The sequence below is a fragment of the Bacillus sp. AFS023182 genome, from assembly GCF_002560575.1.
In the GTDB taxonomy this organism is placed as follows: domain Bacteria; phylum Bacillota; class Bacilli; order Bacillales; family Bacillaceae_G; genus Bacillus_A; species Bacillus_A arachidis.
In genome coordinates this window covers 31,541-52,395 of sequence record NZ_NTRO01000025.1, presented here as the reverse complement: position 1 = coordinate 52,395, position 20,855 = coordinate 31,541, and the positions used below count along the sequence as shown (strand labels likewise).

Sequence of the window (20,855 nt, the reverse complement as noted above, 5' to 3'; positions counted from 1 at the left end):
ATGTTCAAAAAAACGTTCATCGCTTAAGAGTTACCAGTTCTATTTCTAGCAACTTTAGGAGTGCTTTGTGAGTTGTTTACTTCCATGAATATTTTTAAGTTATATGCAAAAACCATGCTTTGACATCGTCTAAAGCATGGTAATTATTTAAACGAATATAAAACTGCTCAGTTGATTTTTTTAACTCATCTATTTATTGAATTCATTAACTGGAAGAAGTATTCAGGTTTATGAGTCTTATTTAGGTTATACCATGCATGTAATGTATCTGGTGCAAATACATCTAATTTTTTCAGTACTTCCATTGTAAATTCCAGAGGAGCTACTCCTGATGCAGTAACCAAATTCTCACCAGATACCGCGGGTCTCATCTCATAAAATTTTTCTCCTTTATAATTAGGACAGACCATTTTAATATACTCTAAGTCATTGCTTGTGTGTTTTCTAGAATCTAAGTATCCCATATTCGCGAGGGCCTCAGTTGCACCACAAATTGCAGCAACAATAGTGCCAAACTTTAAAGCTTCACCAATTTTTTTCAAGATAGGTTGATGAATATCTGCTCTCCAAGTATTCCCTCCAGGTAAAATTAAAAGATCTTTACTCCTAAGAGTACATTCATCAAGGGAAATATCTGGTTTTATGCTCAGTCCTCCCATCGTAGTAATAATTTCTTTATTTGCTCCTACTGAAACTACTTTTAAAGGTGCTACATCTTTTTTGAAATATCTTCCTGAGTTTAGTTCAGCAATTAAATATCCATATTCCCAATCTGACATTGTATTAAATACATAAAGATAAACATTTTTTGTTTGCATCTATTAACACTCCAATCACAATTGATATAGCCTATTATAATAAAATTCCCCTGACAGCGAGCGTCAGAAAAAAGGTCTTAACGTTATAAATCCGTATTTTCCTGCCCCCACCCCATGCCCATCAACTTAAAATTTTGAAGTGCCCCATCGCCATCAAACTAAGAAAAGTAAACACCCCAAAAACGAAAAAAAGAGCTAACTTTTCCAAAAAACTAACTACAGAGCAAGAAAATTTTCATTTTGGAGGTACTACAAAATCTTAGCTTAATGGGCATGTGCGGTACCCCTTAAACAACATTTAAAATAGATGTTTTTAAAAACAACCCATTATCTTCCTTAAAATATTCGATACTATAAAATAAAGAGCATTCAATTTATGTAGGAGGGTTTAAAATGGGAATTAAAATGTCTAGTACTTATCATCCCTTTTTAAATAGAATTGTCGGGATTGATGAAATTCAAGAAAATGAAGCCTTACAAACAGATTTATACTGCATTGATGAAAATTGTCGTAAACAGCTTAGCTTTGTGGATGGGTTCAAACGTAAATATACTGACAAAAGCGTGAAAAGGAAAATGAAAATCTTACTGATTACTTCATGAAGTTATAAAATTAGGACCGTACATATTAGACATATCTAAAATGTACAGTCCTTTTGTTTACTAGTGGTTCATTTATCTAACTTAAAGATAAGTATGTGGTCCTTTTACAATTTGAATTTCTTTTTAAGCTTCTTATATTTTCTATATGAACGTCTAACAATGTTTAACATGAAATACGGTATTTTAACAGGGAAAGGCAATTTATAAATGAAAGGCAAGTAAAATGTAAAATATGCCTTTTCTAGGTCTCTCCACTTACTATCTTCTTTCGTTTTTAAGAAATCAGATACATCGACTACATATCCCCTTCCGTTTTCCATCATCACATTTTTCCCGTGAACATCACAAGGAGTTAATCCTTGTTCCCTTGCATACTCTAAAGCTTCATTGATATCGAGGATTACCTGCTTAGGAATTTTAATCCCCTTATGAATAGCATCGTACAAGGTAATTTCTTTTAAACGTTTCAATACTATGAAATTTTCTCCTTTATATATAAGCTTCGAATAAGAAGGATGATTTCCGATTCTTCGGTATACTTCTGACTCTTTTTCAATTCCTTCTCCTTCTCGCGCGTAAACTTTCACTACCCAATCTTTGTATTCTTTGTGCATAAATACTGCGGCATAATTACCTGTCCCTAAACACTTCCAAAGTCTAGGAATATCTTTAACTACTACAGGCTCGAATTCATCCTCACTTCTTATGCTTACCTCTTTTAATAATTCGTCCTTTATCAATCTCACAAAACTATTTATACTCATCATTTCCACTCCGGTTTTGCTAAAAGGGGTCCCACCCACATTTTAACGAATGTTGGTGCTACCTCAATTACTATCTTAACAAATTAAAATTTTGTCTCTCTATTCTTTCATTCTTTCCTCATACTGTTTAGCAAGCTTATAAAAATAAGAACGTTTGATGCCATACTTTTTCATGGCTCCTACTGCTGTAATTGAACCAAATTTCCATTCCTTGTAAGCATCCGTAAATTCTTCTGTTATTTCGACAGGCGGACGTCCTAAACGTCTACCTTGTTTTCTGGCAAGAGCAATTCCTTCAACTTGACGTTGTTTAATATCAATGCGCTCTTTTTCTGCAAAGGCAGATAATATTGTCAGTGTTGCTTTTTGAATTGCGCTCTGAATAACATCATTTGTACTTTCTCCAGTGTAATTGACGTTAATGTATGGTTCCTTTATAAATTGTAAATTTACTTTATTTTTTCGTAATATCTAAATTTTTCTAATATATCATTCATATTTCTTTCAAGTCTTGTCAAGGAATCAAACACAATGGTATCTCCTGTACGAACAAGACGTTTTAGCATTTGATAATTCTCTCTCTCCATATTTTTCTAGATTCTTCATCTATGAAAATATCCCGTTCTTCTATCCCTAAATTCTTCATATTCTGAATTTGAAGTTCTTCGTTTTGATCTTTACTCGAAACCCGCACATATCCAAATTTTTTATGTTTCATATGCCACACCTCATTGATAATTATAACAATTATGTCTGTAAAGGTGTATAGAATAAACAGATGTCTGTAAAATGAGAAACGGATATTTATAGACGTGGTTTTTTATAGTTTCCTATGTATCTGTAAAGGTATACATTTATAAACGATAATTTACTTTCCCTATTTGCAAAGGGGTTACGACAGCTAAATTTCTAATAAACATCCACTTTCCAGCACCAAATAGTCCGTATTTAACAGTAAAAATCGTCTTAACGTACAGCAAATACCTTGCTGCCTATAATTCATCAAAAATACATCCATCAATCTTCTCTAGCTATGTTCACCTTTTTTTCTGCGCATTTTATAACAATGTGGGCAACTACTTCCTCTAGATCTGGAATTAATAGTTGCTTCCCATTCGTGACCTTTTTAACATACCCACCAAACTTTTTTTGTTGAACCTGCTAGAACATTATTAGGTGTTAATGGCGAATTTTTTATAGGATGCCATTCTTTTGAAAGCAATGATTTAGTTGTTGTAAGGCAATTATCTGAACAAACTTTTCGATTAGAACAGTATGGGGGTCACCTTACATGCCCATCAACTTAAGAAATTTTAGTACCCCTAAATACAAAAAAACGTTATGCATCGTTGACATAAAATGCTTATTTGAATTTTTCACGATGACTTCTTTTAAACAGTGCTAGTTACCTTAAATATAATTAAGAAAATCATTCCTCTAGCTATAGATGATTTATATATATCAAACTTAATTAATTGGTATATACTTCTTGAAACCCTTACTTATAGTTCCATTATAACCATTTTCAGCAAAGAATTTATGTGCTTCTATTCTAGTTGCACTACTTAATAAGATAATTCTTGTGGATCCCCTTGCAATCGATATTTGTTCAACATGTCTTAGTAACTTTTCACCTATTCCATTACCCCAAAAATCCTCATTTACAATCACATACTCTAGAACGGTATATGGTCTAAATTGGTATCCAGGATCAAGACAAAAGGTCATAACTATACTTCCTTTAACCTTACAATCTTCCTCATAGACAAATAAGAAATTATTAGAATCATTGCTTATCTGCTCAATTCGTTCTGGTAAAACTTTAATGTTTTTACTATGCGGTGCTAATTTTTTATATGAACTTTCGATTGCATTACTATCTTTTGGTTCAGCTTCACGAATCATAAAATTACCTACCTTTATTAGAATATAAATGAAGCCTTCTTTCAGTAAAAAAGGCTGTCCATACGATAATACTTGTATCGAGTCATTTCACGCCATTTTAAAGAAAGAAGAAGTATATCGTACAAAATATGTCTCATTTAAAGAAGCAAATCTAGTGCTATTTCAATACATTGAGGGATTTTATAATCGTAAGCGAATCCATAGTAGCATCGGTTATAAAACTCCTCAAGCAATAGAAGATCTGGTTATAAAAGTAGCTTAGATTTAACCTTTTTGTGTCCAAAATATTGACTCAAATCCAAACTTTAATTTTATTGTTTATAAAGGTACATTTTTAGGGAATTATGCTATCAAATACTAAAAAAAGATGTGCACACAAGATTGTTATACAATACTCTTGTGGCACATCTTTTTTAGGGGTCTCGCCGCATGCCCATCAAGCTAAGATTTTTGATTACCCCATCGCTATCAACTTAAGAAATCAAGTCACCCCCAAAACGATAAGGTTAGCTTCTTATTTGAAAAAAGATAAGAAGTGAGTGTTGCTTTAAAATAAAGTTTGATTAGGAGTACAGTCAACCCAATAACAGATTCCCCACACTAATGTTCCATTAAAAAAATGTTTTAGACCATAGAAAAAAGTATTAGACTATTAAAAAATAGTTGCAGACTGAAAAACTGTTTTCCGTACACTAAAGCACACTTTATTAACATAAAATCAATGTATCGTAATACCTTTATAAGCCCCTTCACAAAAACAGTGAAAGCGGAAATTAATGAATTTATAGAGTTACAAAGAAATTTTTAGGCTGCCTTTATAATTCTCTCCAATTGTGATAACGAATGTATTGTAATAACATCTTTATGCTTCTTATCATCTAAACGGTTAATCCATATACCTGTCATACCGGCATCCTTACTTCCCAATGCATCTGTATCTAAGCGATCTCCTACATAATAACATTCCTTAATGTCTTTATTCATTCTTGTTGCTGCTTCTTTAAATATTTTCGAATCTGGTTTAGCAACTCCAACTTGGCTGGATGCAATAACATCAGAGAAATAATTATTAATCCCTATTTGTTTAAGTTTATGAACTTGCTGGTCATAATCACCATTACTTATGATTCCTAGTTCAAATCCTTGGCTCTTCAAAAAGTCTAGACATCTAATTACATCGTTGTAAACAGTCCAATTACGTTGAAAATATTGTTGGTACAGTCTGAACTTTTTATCAGCTTCTTCGTTTGAAACATTTAAATTAACCTCTTCAAAAATTCTTTTCATTCGTTTTTGCTTTTGCTCTTGAAATGATAAGGATCCGTCAAGGAATAATTGAAAGTACTTATTTGATGTCCTGTTCCATAATTCAATTAATGGTTTTGGTTCTACGGGTGAAAATTCTCTGTGTGTATGAAAAAAATCTATAATACCTTGTTTTTCAGCATAGTCATAATCTAGTAAAGTGCCATCAATATCAAAGAAAATCAAGATTTACCCTCCCAATGCCTATTGGTTATCACATAGTGTTTTTCTGGTTTATAAAGCTAAATCTTGTGTAGGGCTAGGCCACATAACGTCCATTTTTATCAAGTAGATTTGCTAATGATGGATTTCTTTTATTTTCCGTATGTGAATTGTATATTTACTATCTAGTCTACATCTTTATTTTATAAAAGTAGGAAAATAAGAATAGAGAAATACAATTAGACCAGTGATATTCAGTCTAAAACATTTTTTTAATCAAACAACTAAGGCATTAAACACTTACTTGATTCTATTACAAAGATGCTCTTCATACCTGGGAACCCCCTTATAATTGAAGATGGTTTTAAGTTATTAATCTTTATACAAGTATAGAAGAATATTAGGAAATCGTTTTCGCCAAGCAACTTCATTATGAACGGCACCCTCAGCAATTTCAAAACGATAACTGATATTCTTTTCATCAATCACATTCTTGAAGGAAATATTCGAGTTAACATAAACATCTGAACCAAACGTTGCTGTCTGTTCTTTCGTTCCTACATCAAAATAAAATTTTTTTACATCTGATAAATTACTTTTTTTAGCAAAATCCTCTATTTCTTTTTGGCTTAACCAATAAGCATTAGAAAGTGCAGCTACTCTTTTAAATATAGACGGGTACTTGCACATTGCATAAGTAGAAATAATTCCTCCAGATGAGCTTCCTGCCATTGCTGTATCATCTACTATTGTCCTATACTTATCATCGATATAGGGCTTTAATTCTTCTACGATAAAATCAATATACTGTTCTCCTTCTCCACCTAAATCATTCGATTCATCTATGGATAAACCTCTATTTATGCTTTTTTCACTTACCCAAGGACCGTATTCATCAAATCGTTTTGTTCCTTTCGGGTTACAATCAATACCAACAACTATAAGCTCTAGGCCAATTTCCTCAAGACAATCAGCAATCCTCCAACTAGAACCAAAAAATGAATCTTCATCTCTATACAAATTCTGTCCATCATGCATATATAAGACTGGATAATGTTTATTAGAATTCTCATACCTTTTTGGAAGACAAACTCTTATCAATCTTTCCCTGTTTAGTGCTGAGATATTAACTGTAAATTTTTCAATCATGTCTTATTTCCTTCCTAACATTTGTATATTTCTTACATACATTCGCCTTTTTGTTCACAAAAGCCTCTTATTAAAACATAAGTTTTTCAAATAAATGACCCTTTAGCGAAACCACTTTATTGTCACTCAACAGTTCCTTATTCGATCTTTCCATTCAGATGTTTTCTTCCTTTTTCCTTCCCCCTTTTTGGATAACCGTATTCATAGGGGTAAAATAGTACATCTTTTTTATAACGGTTAAACTTTTTTCAAAACGGTACGACTTTTTTATAAACAGTTAAACTTTATTTCAAACCTACAGTGAGCTTTTTTGTCTACTACAGTAATGATTGGTTATATAAACTTCACATGAACATGATATACGTCATTTAATTGCAGTAAAATTCAGTTAATTCATTATGTTAAAGGGGATTTGAACATGTCTATATGGAAAGGGTCAGCAGCAATTTGTATAAACTAAGTGATGAAATACTAATAGTAGCACAGGAGAAACCAAATGAGCCTGAACTTTGGTCTGTTCCTTCAGGTGGAGGAACATTTGAAGAGTGTTGTATTTGGGAAGAAACAGGCTACTAAGTTCAAATTGTTCAAAAAATACATGAACGAGATGGAATTACGTATGGCGTAGATGTTCATGTTGAATATTTTGAAGTTGAACTAGTTGGTGGAGAAAAGAAAATTCAGGGTCCAGATAGGTTAATTCAAGATATTTGCTGGAAGCCAATATCTGAAATTAGTAAACTTAAAATGCTATTTGAAAAAGAGCGAGATATATTACTTAATTACATACAAGAAAGAAAAAGTTAGAATCTTAAATAACTTCCGCATATAAAAAAGATCTATTTATTTTTTACTTATGAAAGAAATCTTACAAAACTGTCATCTTTATGTAAGGTTATTAGATAGTTCAACTATGATTTCAATGTAATAATAAAAGTGTAGAAAATACATATATAGTAAAAATATAATAGACAGAGGTAATTAGAAGATGATTTTAAAACTATCATTTTTACTTTTTGGAGTACTCTTAGTATTATGGGGTGTATATAGTACTAAAACATATGAAACATTTTTAGACAAAATCACTGGAATAGGACAACTTTTAGCCGGAATTACATGTATAATTATAGGGATTTTAAACTTTATAATTAAATAATTTATAATAGACTAAAAAAGATCATTAATTAGGATCTTTTTTTAATTCATCTAATCTTCAAATATAAATAATTCATCAATAGTTGTTCCTAATACTTTTGCTATATCATGAGCTAATTGTAAAGAAGGATTATACCTTCTCTTTTCTAAATGACTTATCGTTTCACGTCGAACTCCTAAAGCATCCGCCAGATTGCTTTGTTTCATATCTATTTTAGCTCGAAACTCCTTAATTCGTGTTTTAAACGCATTCGTTTAAATTTCCTCCTCTATATTTTTATCATAATAATATAAAGACAATTGGAACTTTAACATACAACTATAGCAATTTTTCCTCTTTTTTAAAATAATCCGGAAATATTGTTACATCAACAAAAAAACATATCAATTCATATGTGAATCGATATGTTTTTTGTATGATATTTAAAATGTTTCTCCCTGAAAACGGAACTACTTATTTCAAATAGCCCTTCTCATCATTTAGGAATTTCAATTCGAAACGTCGTACCTTCTCCTTTTACACTCTCCACCGATATTTTCCCATTATGTAATTCAACAATCTTCTTCACAATGGATAATCCTAAGCCACTTCCCTCTACATTACGAGCCCTCGCTGTATCCACCTTATAAAATCGATCAAAAATCCGATCCACTTCTTCTTTCCCCATACCAATCCCGCTATCTGAGATTGAAATTACTACACTCGTTTCTAATTCTCGGGCAGCAAATGCGATGGTTCCACCACTATCTGTAAACTTAATACTATTTGTAAATATATTTGTCCACACTTGATGAAGTAAATTCTCATCGCCCTTTATATTCACGTTAGGAACATCAAATTCAACCGCGATATCTTTTTCACGCCATTTCCATTCCAACATAAAAATGACGTCTTTCATTTGTTTTTGCAAATCAAACTCTTTTATTTGAAGAACCTTTTCCTCTTTATCTAAAGAAGCAAGCGTGAGTAACTGTTTACATAAACTAGACATTCGTTTACTTTCAGTCTCAATAATTTGCAAATAATGTTTCCGTTCCTCTTCTGTCATCTTTTCTGACTGTAATGTCTTCGAAAAACCTTGAATGGAAGATAGCGGAGATTGAAATTCATGAGACACGTTGGAAACAAACTCTTGTCTCATTTGATCTAACTCTTTTATACTTTTTGTCATCTTTTTAAAACTTGTAGATAATGTCCCAATTTCATCTTTTCGTCCTTCTTCTAATTCAATATCATATTCACCACTCGCAATTTTCTGCGTCGCTTTAGTAAATGTTTGAATTGGACGAACGATATAACGAGCTGCAATTGCAATAAAAATGATACTTAATACAACAATAAATCCTAGCAACACTGCTAAGAAAATCCTCATTTCACCAAACTGCTGCTGAATATCAGGACGAATAAATAAAGCATACTGCTTATCACCATGTTTCAGTGGAACCCCAACGCTATTAATTAATTCATTATCAAAAAAGCCTGTTATAAATAGTCGAGTTGGATAAGTAGAAACACCATTGTATGTTTTCCCTTGTAAGACTTCATTAATTGTTTCATCGCTAATTTTTGTCTTTCGAAAAGCATTTCCAATACGTTTCCCCTGTTTTTGATCATCTACTACATAAATCTCATACCCTAATTTTGCAATTGAATGCAAATACTCATCCTTATTTTCTTCCGTTTGTTTTTCATACAAGCGCTTTATTTCTTCAGCATAACGTAAAATCTTTTCACTATTATATGGTTTTAATTTCACTTGATAATACACATTGGTTAATAAAAAACCAATGATGCTACTAAGAAGCATAATCCCAATCGTAATCAATGCAAATCTGGAATAAAGTGACTTCATCTTATTTCAGCTCCAACTTATAACCAAGTCCACGTACTGTTTTAATTTGAAAATCATCTGTTCGTTTTGAAAAACGATCTCGAAGACGTTTAATATGAACATCAACTGTCCGTTCATCCCCTTCAAAATCCATTCCCCAAACAAGTTCAATCAACTCTTCTCTTGAAAATGTTCTACCGGGATACCCAGCAAGTTGTGACAATAATTCAAATTCCTTTAATGGCAATAAGATGGTTTGATTATTACATTTCACCTCAAAACTTTTTCTATCAATCGTTGTCCCATGAAGCGTGATAACGTCCGCACTCAACATTTGATAACGACGAAGCAAAGCTTTCATACGAAAAATTACTTCTGCTGGTTCAAATGGTTTTACAATATAATCATCTGTTCCAGAAACAAATCCTTTCTCTTTATCCACTAGTTGGTCTTTTGCAGTTAATAAAATAACAGGTATATCATGATACTTTCTAATTTCTTCACATAAAGTATAACCATCCACAAACGGCATCATAATATCGACAAGAGCAAGGTGAATATTTTCCCTTTCTAATATAGATTGCGCTACTTTTCCATCCTCAGCTTCAAAAATTTTAAACCCTTCCTTTTGTAAGTGGTAATGTAATAATTCTCTAATGTGCTTATCATCATCTGCTAATAAAATATGTATCATATTTGTTAAACCCTTCCTTGTTTATCTCTCTACAACATTACATTAAGAAACAATTGTGTTTTTTGCAAGAAAAAGACAGTATAAAAATGAAAACCTGTATCTTTGATTACCAAGCAATTAAAGATACAGGTTCTTTTTTATTTTACTTTCACTCTCTATTAGTTGAGCTGTACTTCCCTGAAAGTGCACTCGTTTGAGGAAGTTAAAATGACCGTGCAAGCCGGAACCCAAGGTCATCAATGTAAAATGTCGGATGGCTACGACGACGACATGAAGCTCCGCACCCCCTGGCCTCTTCAGCCCAGCTACCTCCTCGAAAAATTCGGTAGGAGCCGTACACTTGTTCATCATATAAATCAAAGCACCACTCCCAAACATTCCCTAACATATCATACAGACCCCATGCATTCGGTTCCTTTCTTCCTACTTCATGGATTTTGCCACCTGAATTTCCATCATACCAAGCAATCTTATCAATCTCTCCATATCTATAACCAGTAGTCCCCGCTTTACATGCATATTGCCACTCTGCTTCTGTAGGAAGTCGATAGCCATCAGATTCCCCATTACAAATAATATTTTCACCATTATCACTTATAGAATAACACTCTTTCAGTCCAGCTTTCTGTGAAAGTTGATTGCAAAAAGAGATGGCATCATTCCAAGAAATATTTACAACCGGTTTTAGATCTTTATCAAAAGAATTAGGTGACTGATTTGTAATCGCATAGTACAGATCCGCAGTTACAGGATACTGTGCAAGAAGAAATGGCCTTATTGCCACTTTCCATTTACTTTTTATTCTATCGTCCCTTAGCTCCACTTCTCCTTCTGGAATTTTTACCATCTGGTTGTCAATGTAACTCATTATTTTATTTGACACTTTACTTCCTCCTAACGATCTTAATGCCGTGAATTTCATTACATTTAGAACCATTAGATTGATACAAAAGTTACGTTGTTTTTTGGTGATATCCTTTAACTCCAAAGGATGATGTATTTTTATTATCTTGTATAGCTTCAATTTTTCCGTTCCATCCAATGATACCTGTAACAAAAATACCTATACTAATGTAGGCTATAACAATATAAGATTTGCATTTAAACAGAAAAACCAATCCTTCACATACTTTCTGTTCTCAGCAGTTATAGTAGATTATTTTTTAATACATTTGAATTAATCAAGGTCTGTGTTAGGTGGATTATATCCGAGGTGACGTGCCATTGATACGATTTGTCCTTTGTGATGAAACTCATGTGTCTCAGTATGGGTTAAAAGCCATAGCGGAGTCGTACTCCACGGTTCTTTTTGCCATTTCACTTCATTTTCTATATTTTCGAACCAGCGCGTATTGAATTCATCAAAAAAACGTTGTACAATCTCATCTACTAACTTAAACCTTTCACGAACCAACTCGACATCTGAATGCTCAATTTCATAATCAGTAGCAAACGAAAAGTCTGATCGTTTTTTGTTACATGCGAATGATCCAAGCCAGTATCGATAGCAATCGGCTACATGAATATGGGTCTTTATAATGCTACCGCTTCCGAAATTCGGAACTGTGTTGTGCAACTTTTGCGGCGGGATTTCTTCCAAAAATGTAAATAAATTTTCTCTGGTAGAGCTAATAAAGTTGTATTGTTGCTTTAAAACATCTAACATTCAATATCACTCCTCTTTTATTTACCGTAATCCCCGTTATACACAATAAACACAGAGACTAATTCTATATTCATCAGAATGAGACCTTTTTCTCTTTTAAAAGCTTTATACAAGAATTAATACATTTTCTTTTTTTACGTATATTTTTTTACGTATATTTTCTTACAATCGTTCTTATTTCTTGTCTAAGAATTGCATAGCATACTTTATTTTATATGATAAGGTGGGGATAGTAAGAAGAATATAATTGTATCAATACATTTCAGTCTCATACATTTTTTATGGAACTATTTGCTCTCCATTTTGAATCAACCTAACTCTTTCAATCATTTCATTGCCGAATGTATCGTTAGTCGATGATATGTAATTAATTCATTTTTAAAGATTACCCCGTATATGCCGTATGGTGTTGGTGACAGTTTTAATAACTCTTCTCTGCTTTGAATATCAATAATTATAGTTTTTATCCCCAACTTATTTGCTGCTTCTAAAACGTTATCAGAAGCAACCTCGATAAATGGACATTGTTGTGTTCTTATAATCGTTAATTCATGAAAAGTTTGAAGTCTTTCATTCCAGTCGCTCGGAAAATATGGATTAGGAGAATCATCAAATTTATAAACTAGCAATTCAAACCCATAAGGTGCTTGTGCGATTTCAATAAATTCATTTTTAATAAAAATATCTTTACTTGGTGTCCAAGAAGTATTCGAATTCGTTACAACGATAACACCATTCTTATTTTGTTTTTTTGCTTCTTTCATACACTGCTGAATCAACTTCGACGCATAACCCTTACCTGTTATATGTACCCAAAGACAATGAATAACGATATAATTTTCGCCATAAACCACTCTTGAAGAGTATTCAATCGGTGCATATTCAATAAATCCTGTTGAATTTGGTTTGCTACGAAGACAATAGCATCCTTCTCTTTCCAAGTTTGTTTCGTCTACACTAACTATGTCAAAAGTCTTCACAGTATAACATCTCCAATCATGAATCGCCCTTTTCTTAATGAGATTAATATCGGAATATTCTTTCTCTTCATTGTACAAAGAAATTAGAAAAGATGGTATAAAAATTGAGTTTCACACCACCTTTTTAAAGAAATTCATTATCTTTTAAACGACTTTACTATTTTTAACAACTCTATTATGTAGGGACAAAAGGAAGACCTTATTTCTATAGTCTAAAACATTTTTTAATAAAGCAACGAAAGTATGTCGTGATAAAAGGAGTGGTATTCCCCACTCCTCTTCTTCTTTCTCATATTCGTTAAACAACACGTCTTTATTTGGAAATCAATCCGCATTTCCCATGTCTTTCAGTAAAAGATATTCATACTATCTTTACTTTTACTATTTATATGCCTTGAATTTGATATACTGTCTGTTCTCTATTCTAAAGAATGTATGCAAAGTCCACTACGAAGCTTCGGTTCAAACCAAGTGGACTTTGGCGGCATAACTTCTCCCGCATCTGCAATTGCTAATAAATCCTCCATTGATGTCGGATATAAAGCAAACGCTACTTTATAATCACCACGATTCACAAGGCGCTCTAGCTCCTCTAAACCTCGAATACCACCAACAAAATCAATGCGGCTATCTGCACGTGGGTCGTGAATTTGTAATACTTGACTCAATAAATGATCTTGTAAAATAGAAACATCTAAACGTTTTACAACATCATGGGAATCAAATGTTTCTACTTTTACAGTGAGTTTATACCACCACTGATCTAAATACATACCAAATGATTTTGGTTCAGTTGGTTTATATGGGGATACACTTGCTTTTTCCACATAAAAGTATTGTGAAATTTGCTGTAAAAATTGTTCCTCAGATAAACCATTTAAATCTTTCACGACACGATTGTAATCCCAAATCGATAGTTCATCATGAGGGAATAACACAGATAAAAAGAAATTAAATTCTTCTTCACCTGTATAGTTCGGATATTGTTCCCTACGCATAAGCCCTACTTTCACAGCAGATGCTGAGCGATGATGCCCATCTGCAATATATAGGGATGGAATCTCTTCAAATAATTCTACCAATGCCGAAATCGCATCATTTTCTGCGATTTTCCATATTACATGCTCCACACCATCATCGGCAGTAAATTGATAAATTGGCGTATGATTTTCTTGCCAATTTGCAATTAACTTTGTTACAGCTTCTTTTGTGCGGTATGTTAAAAAAATAGGACCAGTATTCGCATTACATACATCTACATGACGAATACGATCTTGTTCTTTTTCGTGACGAGTCCGCTCATGTTTTTTTATTGTATTATCGGTATACTCATCAATTGATGTACAAACGACAAGTCCAGACTGCGTTCGCCCTTGCATTGTTAATTGATAAATATAAAGACATGGCTCTTCATCTTGAATCAATACTTCTTCTTGGATTAAACGTTGTAGATTTTCACTTGCCTTTTCATATACGCTGTTTTCATATGGTGAAACGGCTGGGTCTAAATCTATTTCAGCTTTATCGATATGTAAAAAGGAATATGGATTTCCCTTTACAATTTCTCTTGCTTCTTTACTATTTAACACATCATACGGCAGTGCTGCAACTTGTGCAGCCTTATCAGATACTGGACGAATTGCCCTGAACGGTCGAATTGTCGCCAAATCTCTCTCTCCTTTATACAATCATTCGAACAGCTACTACACCTGTAATCCCCTTTATATTTCCAACTACATTTTCTTTAATTATATCATCAATTCCATTATCAATATCAATCATTGTATATGCAAAAGAGCCTTTACTACGGTTTATCATATCAGCTATATTAATATGATGTTCCGCTAAACACCCTGTAATTTGCCCCACCATGTTTGGAACGTTTTGATGCATAATTGTAATTCGTTTCTTTCCAACATAAGGCAGTTCCACATTTGGATAGTTTACTGAGTTATGGATGTTTCCTGTTTCCAAATAATCACGTAACTGGCGAGCTGCCATAATCGCACAATTCTCTTCAGACTCATATGTGGAGGCTCCAAGATGTGGAGTTGCCGTTACATTTTTCATTTTTATTACATTTTCATTTGGAAAATCAGTTACGTAATGATTAATGATCCCTTCTTCTAAAGCTTTTGCTAACGTAACTTCATCCACAAGTTCTCCTCTTGAGAAGTTAAAGAGACGGACACCCTTTTTCATTGTTTGCACAGCATGTTCTCCAATTATCCCTCTCGTTTGATCTGTCAGTGGAATATGCAATGTAATGTAGTCACATGTCGAAAAGATTTCATCTAAACTAAATGCACGTTGTACTTGTGTTGATAAGCGCCATGCTGTTTCAACAGATATATATGGATCATACCCTACAACATCCATACCAAGAGATAATGCATCATTTGCGACAAGAGCTCCAATCGCACCAAGTCCGATAACACCAAGTCGTTTTCCTGCAATCTCTGATCCCACAAATTGTTTTTTCCCTGCTTCTACAAGCTGCGGAACTTCTTGACCTTCTAACCCAGCTGCCCAACTAACCCCACTTATAATATTACGTGATGACATAATAAGACCTGCAAGAATAAGCTCTTTTACTGCATTCGCATTTGCCCCTGGTGTATTGAAAACAACAATCCCTCTTTCTGTACAACGTTCTACAGGAATGTTATTTACACCAGCCCCCGCTCTTGCAATCGCCTTTAAATCCTTTGAAAAACCTTCTTGATGTAAGGAAAAACTCCGTAGTAATATACCATCGGGATGTTCTAATCCTTCTCCAACTTCATATCGCTCTCCGTCAAAAATTTGCAAACCTTTTTCAGCAATCTGATTTAATGTTTGAACGCGAAACATTTCCCCATCTCCCTATCTATTCTCTAGCTCAAAACCCTTCATGTACTCTACTAATTGTTGAACGCCTTCTACTGGCATCGCATTATAAATACTAGCCCGCATACCACCAACTGAGCGATGACCTTTCAATGTAACAAGCCCTAACGTATTAGCTTTTTGTAAAAATTGCTTATTTAAATCATTGGATGGTGTTGTAAATGGAATATTCATAAGCGAACGATATACAGGATCAACCGGTGAAGTAAATAATTTCGATTCATCTAGGAAATCGTATAGAATCGCTGCTTTTTTTCTATTTTGTTCTTCAATCGCAGATACCCCTCCCTGCTCCTTTAACCATTCTAATACTAGCTTCGTCACATAAATACTAAAGGATGGTGGTGTATTATATAAGGAATTATTTTTACTGTAAGTTTCATAGTTTAACATTGTCGGACAAGAGGTATCCGCTTTACCAATTAAGTCTTTTCTAATAATTGCAATTGTTAGTCCTGCTGGTCCTAAATTCTTTTGTGCTCCTGCATAGATGAAACCGAATTTCTCTACATCGTATTCTTCAGATAAAATATTTGAAGACATATCAGCAATAAGTGGAATATTCTCTAATTTTGGTAATTCAACATATTTGGTTCCTTCAATCGTATTATTCGTTGTTATATGAACAAAATCTAGTTCTTTCGTAATCATTGAAACATCAACATGTGGAATCGTTGAAAATTGATTTTCTTCCGATGAAGCAATAACTTCTACTTCTCCAGTTTTCTGAGCCTCCTGTAAGGCTTTCTTAGACCATGACCCTGTAAGGACATATCCAGCTCTTTTATGTTCATTCATTAAATTTAATGGAACCATTGAAAACTGCAGGGATGCCCCTCCTTGTAAAAATAGAACGTCGTAATTCTCGGGAATGTACATCAATTCACGAAGCAAGCTACTTGCTTCATCTATAATATTTTGAAACTCTGAAGATCGGTGACTCATTTCCATAATAGACATGCCTGTCCGGTTATAATTCAAAAGCTCCTTTTGCACTTTTTCTAAAACTGGCAAAGGGAGTATAGATGGTCCTGCTGAAAAATTGTAAACTCTCTCCATCAACTGTATAACCTCCCTGTTTCTATATTTATTATTTTTTAAACTTTCTGAATTATAACCCATATAAAATATACGGTCAATTTGTTTTGCCTTATTAAGGTGCAAGACGCAATGGAACCGTTTGCAGATACATTTGTATTCATAAAAATACAAAAAAGTGTTAAGCCTTTCGCTTAACACTCCATTCATAAATTTATAAGAGCTAATTATCCGTAAAGAACCGATCATAAATTTGATAAAGAGCAGAAAGACCAAAAATCCAATAAATGGTATCAACAAGAACTGGTGTAGAACCAAACCATTTCTCAACTACATTATAATCCAATGCAACAAACAACCAATTCAAACCGCCAAGAATCACCAGAATTACTGTAAGGTACGACAAAAATTTCATTATGATTGCCCCCTAGGTGATAAAATGGTGAAAGGCCTTTCACTAAAATATATGTAACAAATCAAAAAACTTTCATATTTTTTAATTAAATTTTTCACGCATTCACAAGTAAGAATATCCTATCTAAATGTTCAACAAAAACAAAGTAATACTACCTCAAAATGATAAAACTGCGCAACTCAGGCAAAAACCTTGCTTTGGGGTAATAGGTCCAGATCGTAAAAGGCTATTCCATCACCTCTTCAAAGCGTAACTACAACAAGGACAAGCCAGTTTTGGCTTGTCCTTGTTCCATGCCGCCCAGCGAATTCAAACGGCAATCACACAAAGCCGCTATTCGCCCTAGACCTATCACCCCTGCCACAACGCAGGCTTTGTCACCATGAACCATAACATCGCCATTAAAAGAACAATGTAAATCCAAACAGAACGCCGCAACAATTGAATCAAGGCGTCCTTGTCTTGGCCCGTTTCGCTGAATTTCCGAATGGTCGGCGAAAAGGCGCGGGCCAGGAAAAATAATGAACTCGCCATGAGAATAAGGGTCATCACTATCCAAGGGGTCCTCCAAGTCCAAGGGCCCGCCAGTACAAGCAGAACCCCGGATGTAACCAGCACATGCCCAGCATGCTTGGCCAGCCTGACCGAAAATCGGAATACATCCAGATAAGCCTGCTGTGCTTGGTCCTCTGAAGCCCGCAGTTTTTTGATGAGCGGAAGCAATACAAAAAATGGGCCGATGGATAAGATTGCACTGAAAATATGTATATACAGAAGCAGTCGATACAACATGTCCATCCTTATATCACATTAACCTTCGATGGGACGGAACTCATGAACCCAAACTCTCATATTTGGCAGCCACGGCATGCCGGGGTGAAGAGACAGAATAGATTGCTTATATTCCTCCGCATTCGCATAGCCTTCTTGACGGGCATGCTCATCAGTCAATTCGCCAAGTGACTGCGAATAGACCTTCTCCACAACATACCGGTGACCTTGAAGCTCCATCACTTCCCCGACATCCGCATATCTCCCGTTGCGGCGAGTAGCCGTTTTCTGTCCTGCAAGCACTTTTTCAATGTCCTCCTGAATCGTGATGAGACGTTCAATCGTACATGTTTTTGGTGGTAAAGCGTTCGTTTCATTTTGGTTTGTCATCTGGGTCACTCTCCTTTTTTCATTTAAGCATAAGCCCACTTTATCATATAAAAAAATTATTCTATAAAGCAAGTTTCTATTTAATAAGGGTAACAAACTTTCATACAATGTTTATACTGTAGATTTAAAATAAAGTTTGATAATTTATAATAAAGATTGATAAAGATAAATGGACTGATTTATAACCCAAATAGTGACAAACTATAACCGAAGCATTTACTCCAGCTGAAGCAGTAACAAAAAATATTATTGCACTAATTGAGTGCTTATCTTGAATAAGATTTAAATGAGGATTTTCAACAATCTGGCGTTGCATTTCCAGTTCCCCTCTGATACAGGTTGTACAACTTCTCAGCACGATAAATAAGGGGAACAGAAAAAATGATTACTAAGAAGATACCCCATTCATAAAGATTTTCATTTTTATTTATTATTTCACCACTGAAATGAAAAAGGCACCTTAAAGGTGCCTTTTTCTGACTTGATAACCACTTTAATTTTAATAATATAAGTGCTGGACTCCCATCCAATTACCATTTTACCATATTTATCTATATTATGTGTTAAAAAAATGAATTAAACATATTAAACAAGAGATTAATACCCATAAATATCTACTCCTGCTACAGCAACATATTCATTCTTTCCTGTAATTTCTCTTCAAACGTACGTAATGTTTCTTTTTAACTCGAGAAACTTCCATGTAATTTTTATTTTATTCAAAGTTGTAAATAATAAAAGGCAAACAAAAAAATCTATTTTTAATAAAAAGCCTAGCAAAACCCCATTATATTAAATTAAAATATCTATATATTGTAAACAACAAGATAGGGAGCTTTTAGATGAACAAGAAAAAGCTAGGTTTATTAATTTTAGTAATCATTATTCTTGGGTTTGTATTTCCTCTTTCACCCTATTTAACAGATTTAAATCATACAGAACAAAAGTTATATAATGAATTACAAAAATCCCAAGATATTTATACACTAAAAGAGCAAGAACCTAAAACAGTAGTAAGATTATATTTACATTCGATACAAGAAAAAAATTATGAAACAACTTATCTTTTCTATAAAAATGACAAAAAAATGACCGGAGAAAAGAAACAATTTTTAAAAGAGGCACCTAAATTTCATGAAACAATTCTATCATCTTTTAAATTTGCAAGATCATCCGTAATAATAGACAAAGATTATAAGGATTCCGCCGTTATTAATATGCCCCCATGGATAGGTACAGACATTCAATTCCATATGTATCAAAAAAATGGAACATGGTTTATATACGACGTTCCTTTTCAATAATTGAATAATATATATTATTGATCTATAAAAAAAGAATCTCGGGATTTCTTTATTTTTGAATGTAAACGTTTATTTAGAAGTTTATTTCCAAGTACAACTAAAAGAGACCGCATTAACTGAATAGGCTGTCTCTTTTAGTTCATCTAATCTTCAAATATAAATAATTCATCAATAGTTGTTCCTAATACTTTTGCTATATCATGAGCTAATTGTAAAGAAGGATTATACCTTCCCTTTTCTAAATGACTTATCGTTTCACGTCGAACTCCTACAGCATCCGCCAGATCGCTTTGTTTCATATCTATTTTAGCTCGAAACTCCTTAATTCGTGTTTTAAATGCCATTCGTTTAAATCTCCTCCTCTATATTTTTATCGTAATAATATAAAGAGAATTGGAACGTTAAAAATAAACATCCAAATAGAATTGCAACATCTAATTCTTTTAACCAATGATTTGAAAGTAAAATTTCAATAGGAATAAACACCACTAATAATAATAAAGTCACAACAAAAGCATTTCTACAAGACTTATTAACAATATTCTCAAACATTTCATCATGTCTTACCATTCGATAATTTCTAAAACATAAGAAAAACCAAAACATGTTAAACAATTGAGTTTCATAAAACCCTAATAAACCTAATATACCAACAAAACCTAAATATCTTACCCAAGTTGTTTTCACTTTAAATCCCCCTAAATGATATATTTATAACAAAAAGTTATATTTTTCGCACTTTATGTTACAAATATATCACAATTTATGCAAAAAAAAATCTAAATATCCAATTCTTTTTTGTATACTACAACTATAAATATGAATGTAAACGTTTATTTATTAGTTTATATTCATTTCACCTTAATCATTGACTTCACAACAAACCCATTGATGTCTAATCCATCCGAACAAAAGGTAAGAGAACGTTCTGATACCTTCACGACATTTTTATTCTTCTCTAGCCGTTTCATTTGAATTTCATTAAAAATAATTTTACCCATTTCCCGTACCTTAC

Annotated in this window: 24 protein-coding genes and 4 pseudogenes; 4 read left to right on the top strand and 24 right to left on the bottom strand. The window is 33.3% G+C overall.

Translation table 11 applies throughout. The features are described from left to right. Nucleotides 1–185: 185 nt before the first annotated feature. On the bottom strand, nucleotides 186–818 hold the full coding sequence (locus CN288_RS13675; protein WP_098302456.1) for a type 1 glutamine amidotransferase family protein: 633 nt from the start codon (nucleotides 816–818) through the stop codon (nucleotides 186–188). A gap of 393 nt (nucleotides 819–1,211) precedes the next feature. Between CN288_RS13675 and CN288_RS13670 the strand changes: the two genes are divergently transcribed. Next, nucleotides 1,212–1,421: a hypothetical protein gene (locus CN288_RS13670; RefSeq protein WP_098302455.1), complete on the top strand. Its 210-nt coding sequence runs from the start codon at nucleotides 1,212–1,214 to the stop codon at nucleotides 1,419–1,421. 104 nt (nucleotides 1,422–1,525) lie between these two features. Here CN288_RS13670 and CN288_RS13665 read toward each other — a convergent pair whose 3' ends face one another. From CN288_RS13665 to CN288_RS13650, 5 genes and pseudogenes are all read right to left on the bottom strand, one after another. Continuing rightward, nucleotides 1,526–2,194: a serine/threonine protein kinase gene (locus CN288_RS13665; RefSeq protein WP_081811051.1), complete on the bottom strand. Its 669-nt coding sequence runs from the start codon at nucleotides 2,192–2,194 to the stop codon at nucleotides 1,526–1,528. 90 nt (nucleotides 2,195–2,284) lie between these two features. Then, nucleotides 2,285–2,903 (bottom strand): annotated as a pseudogene (locus CN288_RS13660) (recombinase family protein). Between the two features lie 136 nt (nucleotides 2,904–3,039). Further along, entirely contained in the window at nucleotides 3,040–3,165 is a 126-nt protein-coding gene (locus CN288_RS29590) for a hypothetical protein (RefSeq protein WP_255259974.1), read from the bottom strand. 47 nt (nucleotides 3,166–3,212) lie between these two features. Beyond that, nucleotides 3,213–3,407 (bottom strand): annotated as a pseudogene (locus CN288_RS30030) (zinc-ribbon domain-containing protein). Between the two features lie 245 nt (nucleotides 3,408–3,652). After that, entirely contained in the window at nucleotides 3,653–4,090 is a 438-nt protein-coding gene (locus CN288_RS13650; protein WP_026592429.1) for a GNAT family N-acetyltransferase, read from the bottom strand. A gap of 28 nt (nucleotides 4,091–4,118) precedes the next feature. Here CN288_RS13650 and CN288_RS13645 point away from each other — a divergent pair. Next, a pseudogene (locus CN288_RS13645) lies at nucleotides 4,119–4,352 on the top strand (integrase core domain-containing protein); the annotation flags it as partial. A 542-nt stretch (nucleotides 4,353–4,894) separates the two neighbouring features. Here CN288_RS13645 and CN288_RS13640 read toward each other — a convergent pair. Further along, entirely contained in the window at nucleotides 4,895–5,581 is a 687-nt protein-coding gene (locus CN288_RS13640) for an HAD family hydrolase (RefSeq protein ID WP_098302454.1), read from the bottom strand. Nucleotides 5,582–5,929: 348 nt separating this feature from the next. Beyond that, complete coding sequence (locus tag CN288_RS13635) at nucleotides 5,930–6,706, bottom strand: alpha/beta hydrolase (protein WP_098302453.1); 777 nt, start codon at nucleotides 6,704–6,706, stop codon at nucleotides 5,930–5,932. 418 nt (nucleotides 6,707–7,124) lie between these two features. Here CN288_RS13635 and CN288_RS29585 point away from each other — a divergent pair. Further along, a pseudogene (locus CN288_RS29585) lies at nucleotides 7,125–7,513 on the top strand (NUDIX hydrolase). Nucleotides 7,514–7,912: 399 nt separating this feature from the next. On the opposite strand, the gene CN288_RS13625 reads toward CN288_RS29585, so the two are convergent. From CN288_RS13625 to CN288_RS13565, 13 genes are all read right to left on the bottom strand, one after another. Next, on the bottom strand, nucleotides 7,913–8,095 hold the full coding sequence (locus CN288_RS13625; protein ID WP_255259977.1) for a helix-turn-helix transcriptional regulator: 183 nt from the start codon (nucleotides 8,093–8,095) through the stop codon (nucleotides 7,913–7,915). 242 nt (nucleotides 8,096–8,337) lie between these two features. Next, nucleotides 8,338–9,714, bottom strand: a complete 1,377-nt coding sequence (locus CN288_RS13620; protein ID WP_098302451.1) for a sensor histidine kinase — start codon at nucleotides 9,712–9,714, stop codon at nucleotides 8,338–8,340. A gap of 1 nt (nucleotide 9,715) precedes the next feature. Continuing rightward, nucleotides 9,716–10,387: a response regulator transcription factor gene (locus CN288_RS13615; protein WP_090690305.1), complete on the bottom strand. Its 672-nt coding sequence runs from the start codon at nucleotides 10,385–10,387 to the stop codon at nucleotides 9,716–9,718. A 202-nt stretch (nucleotides 10,388–10,589) separates the two neighbouring features. Next, nucleotides 10,590–11,255 carry a formylglycine-generating enzyme family protein gene (locus CN288_RS13610; RefSeq protein ID WP_372440541.1) on the bottom strand — a complete coding sequence of 222 codons (666 nt, stop codon included), beginning with the start codon at nucleotides 11,253–11,255 and terminating at the stop codon, nucleotides 10,590–10,592. 309 nt (nucleotides 11,256–11,564) lie between these two features. Next, on the bottom strand, nucleotides 11,565–12,053 hold the full coding sequence (locus CN288_RS13605; RefSeq protein WP_098302449.1) for a DinB family protein: 489 nt from the start codon (nucleotides 12,051–12,053) through the stop codon (nucleotides 11,565–11,567). Between the two features lie 326 nt (nucleotides 12,054–12,379). Further along, a complete protein-coding gene (locus CN288_RS13600; RefSeq protein WP_098302448.1) occupies nucleotides 12,380–13,033 on the bottom strand; it encodes a GNAT family N-acetyltransferase in 654 nt (217 codons plus the stop codon). Nucleotides 13,034–13,452: 419 nt separating this feature from the next. Continuing rightward, a complete protein-coding gene (locus tag CN288_RS13595; RefSeq protein ID WP_026592419.1) occupies nucleotides 13,453–14,700 on the bottom strand; it encodes a DUF1015 domain-containing protein in 1,248 nt (415 codons plus the stop codon). A 13-nt stretch (nucleotides 14,701–14,713) separates the two neighbouring features. Then, complete coding sequence (locus CN288_RS13590; protein WP_090690323.1) at nucleotides 14,714–15,886, bottom strand: 3-phosphoglycerate dehydrogenase family protein; 1,173 nt, start codon at nucleotides 15,884–15,886, stop codon at nucleotides 14,714–14,716. A gap of 12 nt (nucleotides 15,887–15,898) precedes the next feature. Beyond that, nucleotides 15,899–16,981, bottom strand: a complete 1,083-nt coding sequence (gene serC, locus CN288_RS13585) for a 3-phosphoserine/phosphohydroxythreonine transaminase (protein ID WP_098302447.1) — start codon at nucleotides 16,979–16,981, stop codon at nucleotides 15,899–15,901. A gap of 202 nt (nucleotides 16,982–17,183) precedes the next feature. Further along, on the bottom strand, nucleotides 17,184–17,375 hold the full coding sequence (locus tag CN288_RS13580) for a DUF378 domain-containing protein (protein ID WP_090690326.1): 192 nt from the start codon (nucleotides 17,373–17,375) through the stop codon (nucleotides 17,184–17,186). A 351-nt stretch (nucleotides 17,376–17,726) separates the two neighbouring features. Continuing rightward, the gene (locus CN288_RS13575; RefSeq protein WP_026592415.1) at nucleotides 17,727–18,167 is read right to left on the bottom strand and encodes a DUF2269 family protein; all 441 of its coding nucleotides are present in this window, start codon (nucleotides 18,165–18,167) and stop codon (nucleotides 17,727–17,729) included. 18 nt (nucleotides 18,168–18,185) lie between these two features. Next, entirely contained in the window at nucleotides 18,186–18,536 is a 351-nt protein-coding gene (locus CN288_RS13570) for an ASCH domain-containing protein (RefSeq protein WP_098302446.1), read from the bottom strand. A gap of 124 nt (nucleotides 18,537–18,660) precedes the next feature. Beyond that, a complete protein-coding gene (locus CN288_RS13565) occupies nucleotides 18,661–18,852 on the bottom strand; it encodes a hypothetical protein (protein WP_035415129.1) in 192 nt (63 codons plus the stop codon). A gap of 526 nt (nucleotides 18,853–19,378) precedes the next feature. Between CN288_RS13565 and CN288_RS13555 the strand changes: the two genes are divergently transcribed. Next, nucleotides 19,379–19,840 (top strand): hypothetical protein, encoded by a 462-nt coding sequence (locus tag CN288_RS13555; RefSeq protein ID WP_098302445.1) that lies wholly within the window; start codon nucleotides 19,379–19,381, stop codon nucleotides 19,838–19,840. A 143-nt stretch (nucleotides 19,841–19,983) separates the two neighbouring features. Here CN288_RS13555 and CN288_RS13550 read toward each other — a convergent pair whose 3' ends face one another. The 3 genes from CN288_RS13550 to CN288_RS28775 all read right to left on the bottom strand — a co-directional run bounded on the left by CN288_RS13550 (nucleotide 19,984) and on the right by CN288_RS28775 (nucleotide 20,841). Further along, nucleotides 19,984–20,184 carry a helix-turn-helix transcriptional regulator gene (locus CN288_RS13550; RefSeq protein ID WP_090690333.1) on the bottom strand — a complete coding sequence of 67 codons (201 nt, stop codon included), beginning with the start codon at nucleotides 20,182–20,184 and terminating at the stop codon, nucleotides 19,984–19,986. Between the two features lie 4 nt (nucleotides 20,185–20,188). Then, nucleotides 20,189–20,527, bottom strand: a complete 339-nt coding sequence (locus tag CN288_RS13545) for a DUF3796 domain-containing protein (protein WP_090690336.1) — start codon at nucleotides 20,525–20,527, stop codon at nucleotides 20,189–20,191. A gap of 164 nt (nucleotides 20,528–20,691) precedes the next feature. Beyond that, nucleotides 20,692–20,841, bottom strand: coding sequence for a hypothetical protein (locus CN288_RS28775; RefSeq protein WP_170833649.1), 150 nt, complete (start codon nucleotides 20,839–20,841; stop codon nucleotides 20,692–20,694). Nucleotides 20,842–20,855: the final 14 nt, after the last annotated feature.

Coding starts and splice junctions, on each gene's coding strand:
- CN288_RS13675 (WP_098302456.1), bottom strand. CDS start 818: ATGCAAACAAAAAATGTTTATCTTTATGTATTTAATACAATGTCAGAT.
- CN288_RS13670 (WP_098302455.1), top strand. CDS start 1,212: ATGGGAATTAAAATGTCTAGTACTTATCATCCCTTTTTAAATAGAATT.
- CN288_RS13650 (WP_026592429.1), bottom strand. CDS start 4,090: ATGATTCGTGAAGCTGAACCAAAAGATAGTAATGCAATCGAAAGTTCA.
- CN288_RS13635 (WP_098302453.1), bottom strand. CDS start 6,706: ATGATTGAAAAATTTACAGTTAATATCTCAGCACTAAACAGGGAAAGA.
- CN288_RS13620 (WP_098302451.1), bottom strand. CDS start 9,714: ATGAAGTCACTTTATTCCAGATTTGCATTGATTACGATTGGGATTATG.
- CN288_RS13615 (WP_090690305.1), bottom strand. CDS start 10,387: ATGATACATATTTTATTAGCAGATGATGATAAGCACATTAGAGAATTA.
- CN288_RS13610 (WP_372440541.1), bottom strand. CDS start 11,255: ATGAGTTACATTGACAACCAGATGGTAAAAATTCCAGAAGGAGAAGTG.
- CN288_RS13605 (WP_098302449.1), bottom strand. CDS start 12,053: ATGTTAGATGTTTTAAAGCAACAATACAACTTTATTAGCTCTACCAGA.
- CN288_RS13590 (WP_090690323.1), bottom strand. CDS start 15,886: ATGTTTCGCGTTCAAACATTAAATCAGATTGCTGAAAAAGGTTTGCAA.
- serC (WP_098302447.1), bottom strand. CDS start 16,981: ATGGAGAGAGTTTACAATTTTTCAGCAGGACCATCTATACTCCCTTTG.
- CN288_RS13580 (WP_090690326.1), bottom strand. CDS start 17,375: ATGAAATTTTTGTCGTACCTTACAGTAATTCTGGTGATTCTTGGCGGT.
- CN288_RS13575 (WP_026592415.1), bottom strand. CDS start 18,167: ATGTTGTATCGACTGCTTCTGTATATACATATTTTCAGTGCAATCTTA.
- CN288_RS13570 (WP_098302446.1), bottom strand. CDS start 18,536: ATGACAAACCAAAATGAAACGAACGCTTTACCACCAAAAACATGTACG.
- CN288_RS13565 (WP_035415129.1), bottom strand. CDS start 18,852: ATGCAACGCCAGATTGTTGAAAATCCTCATTTAAATCTTATTCAAGAT.
- CN288_RS13555 (WP_098302445.1), top strand. CDS start 19,379: ATGAACAAGAAAAAGCTAGGTTTATTAATTTTAGTAATCATTATTCTT.
- CN288_RS13550 (WP_090690333.1), bottom strand. CDS start 20,184: ATGGCATTTAAAACACGAATTAAGGAGTTTCGAGCTAAAATAGATATG.
- CN288_RS28775 (WP_170833649.1), bottom strand. CDS start 20,841: ATGGGTAAAATTATTTTTAATGAAATTCAAATGAAACGGCTAGAGAAG.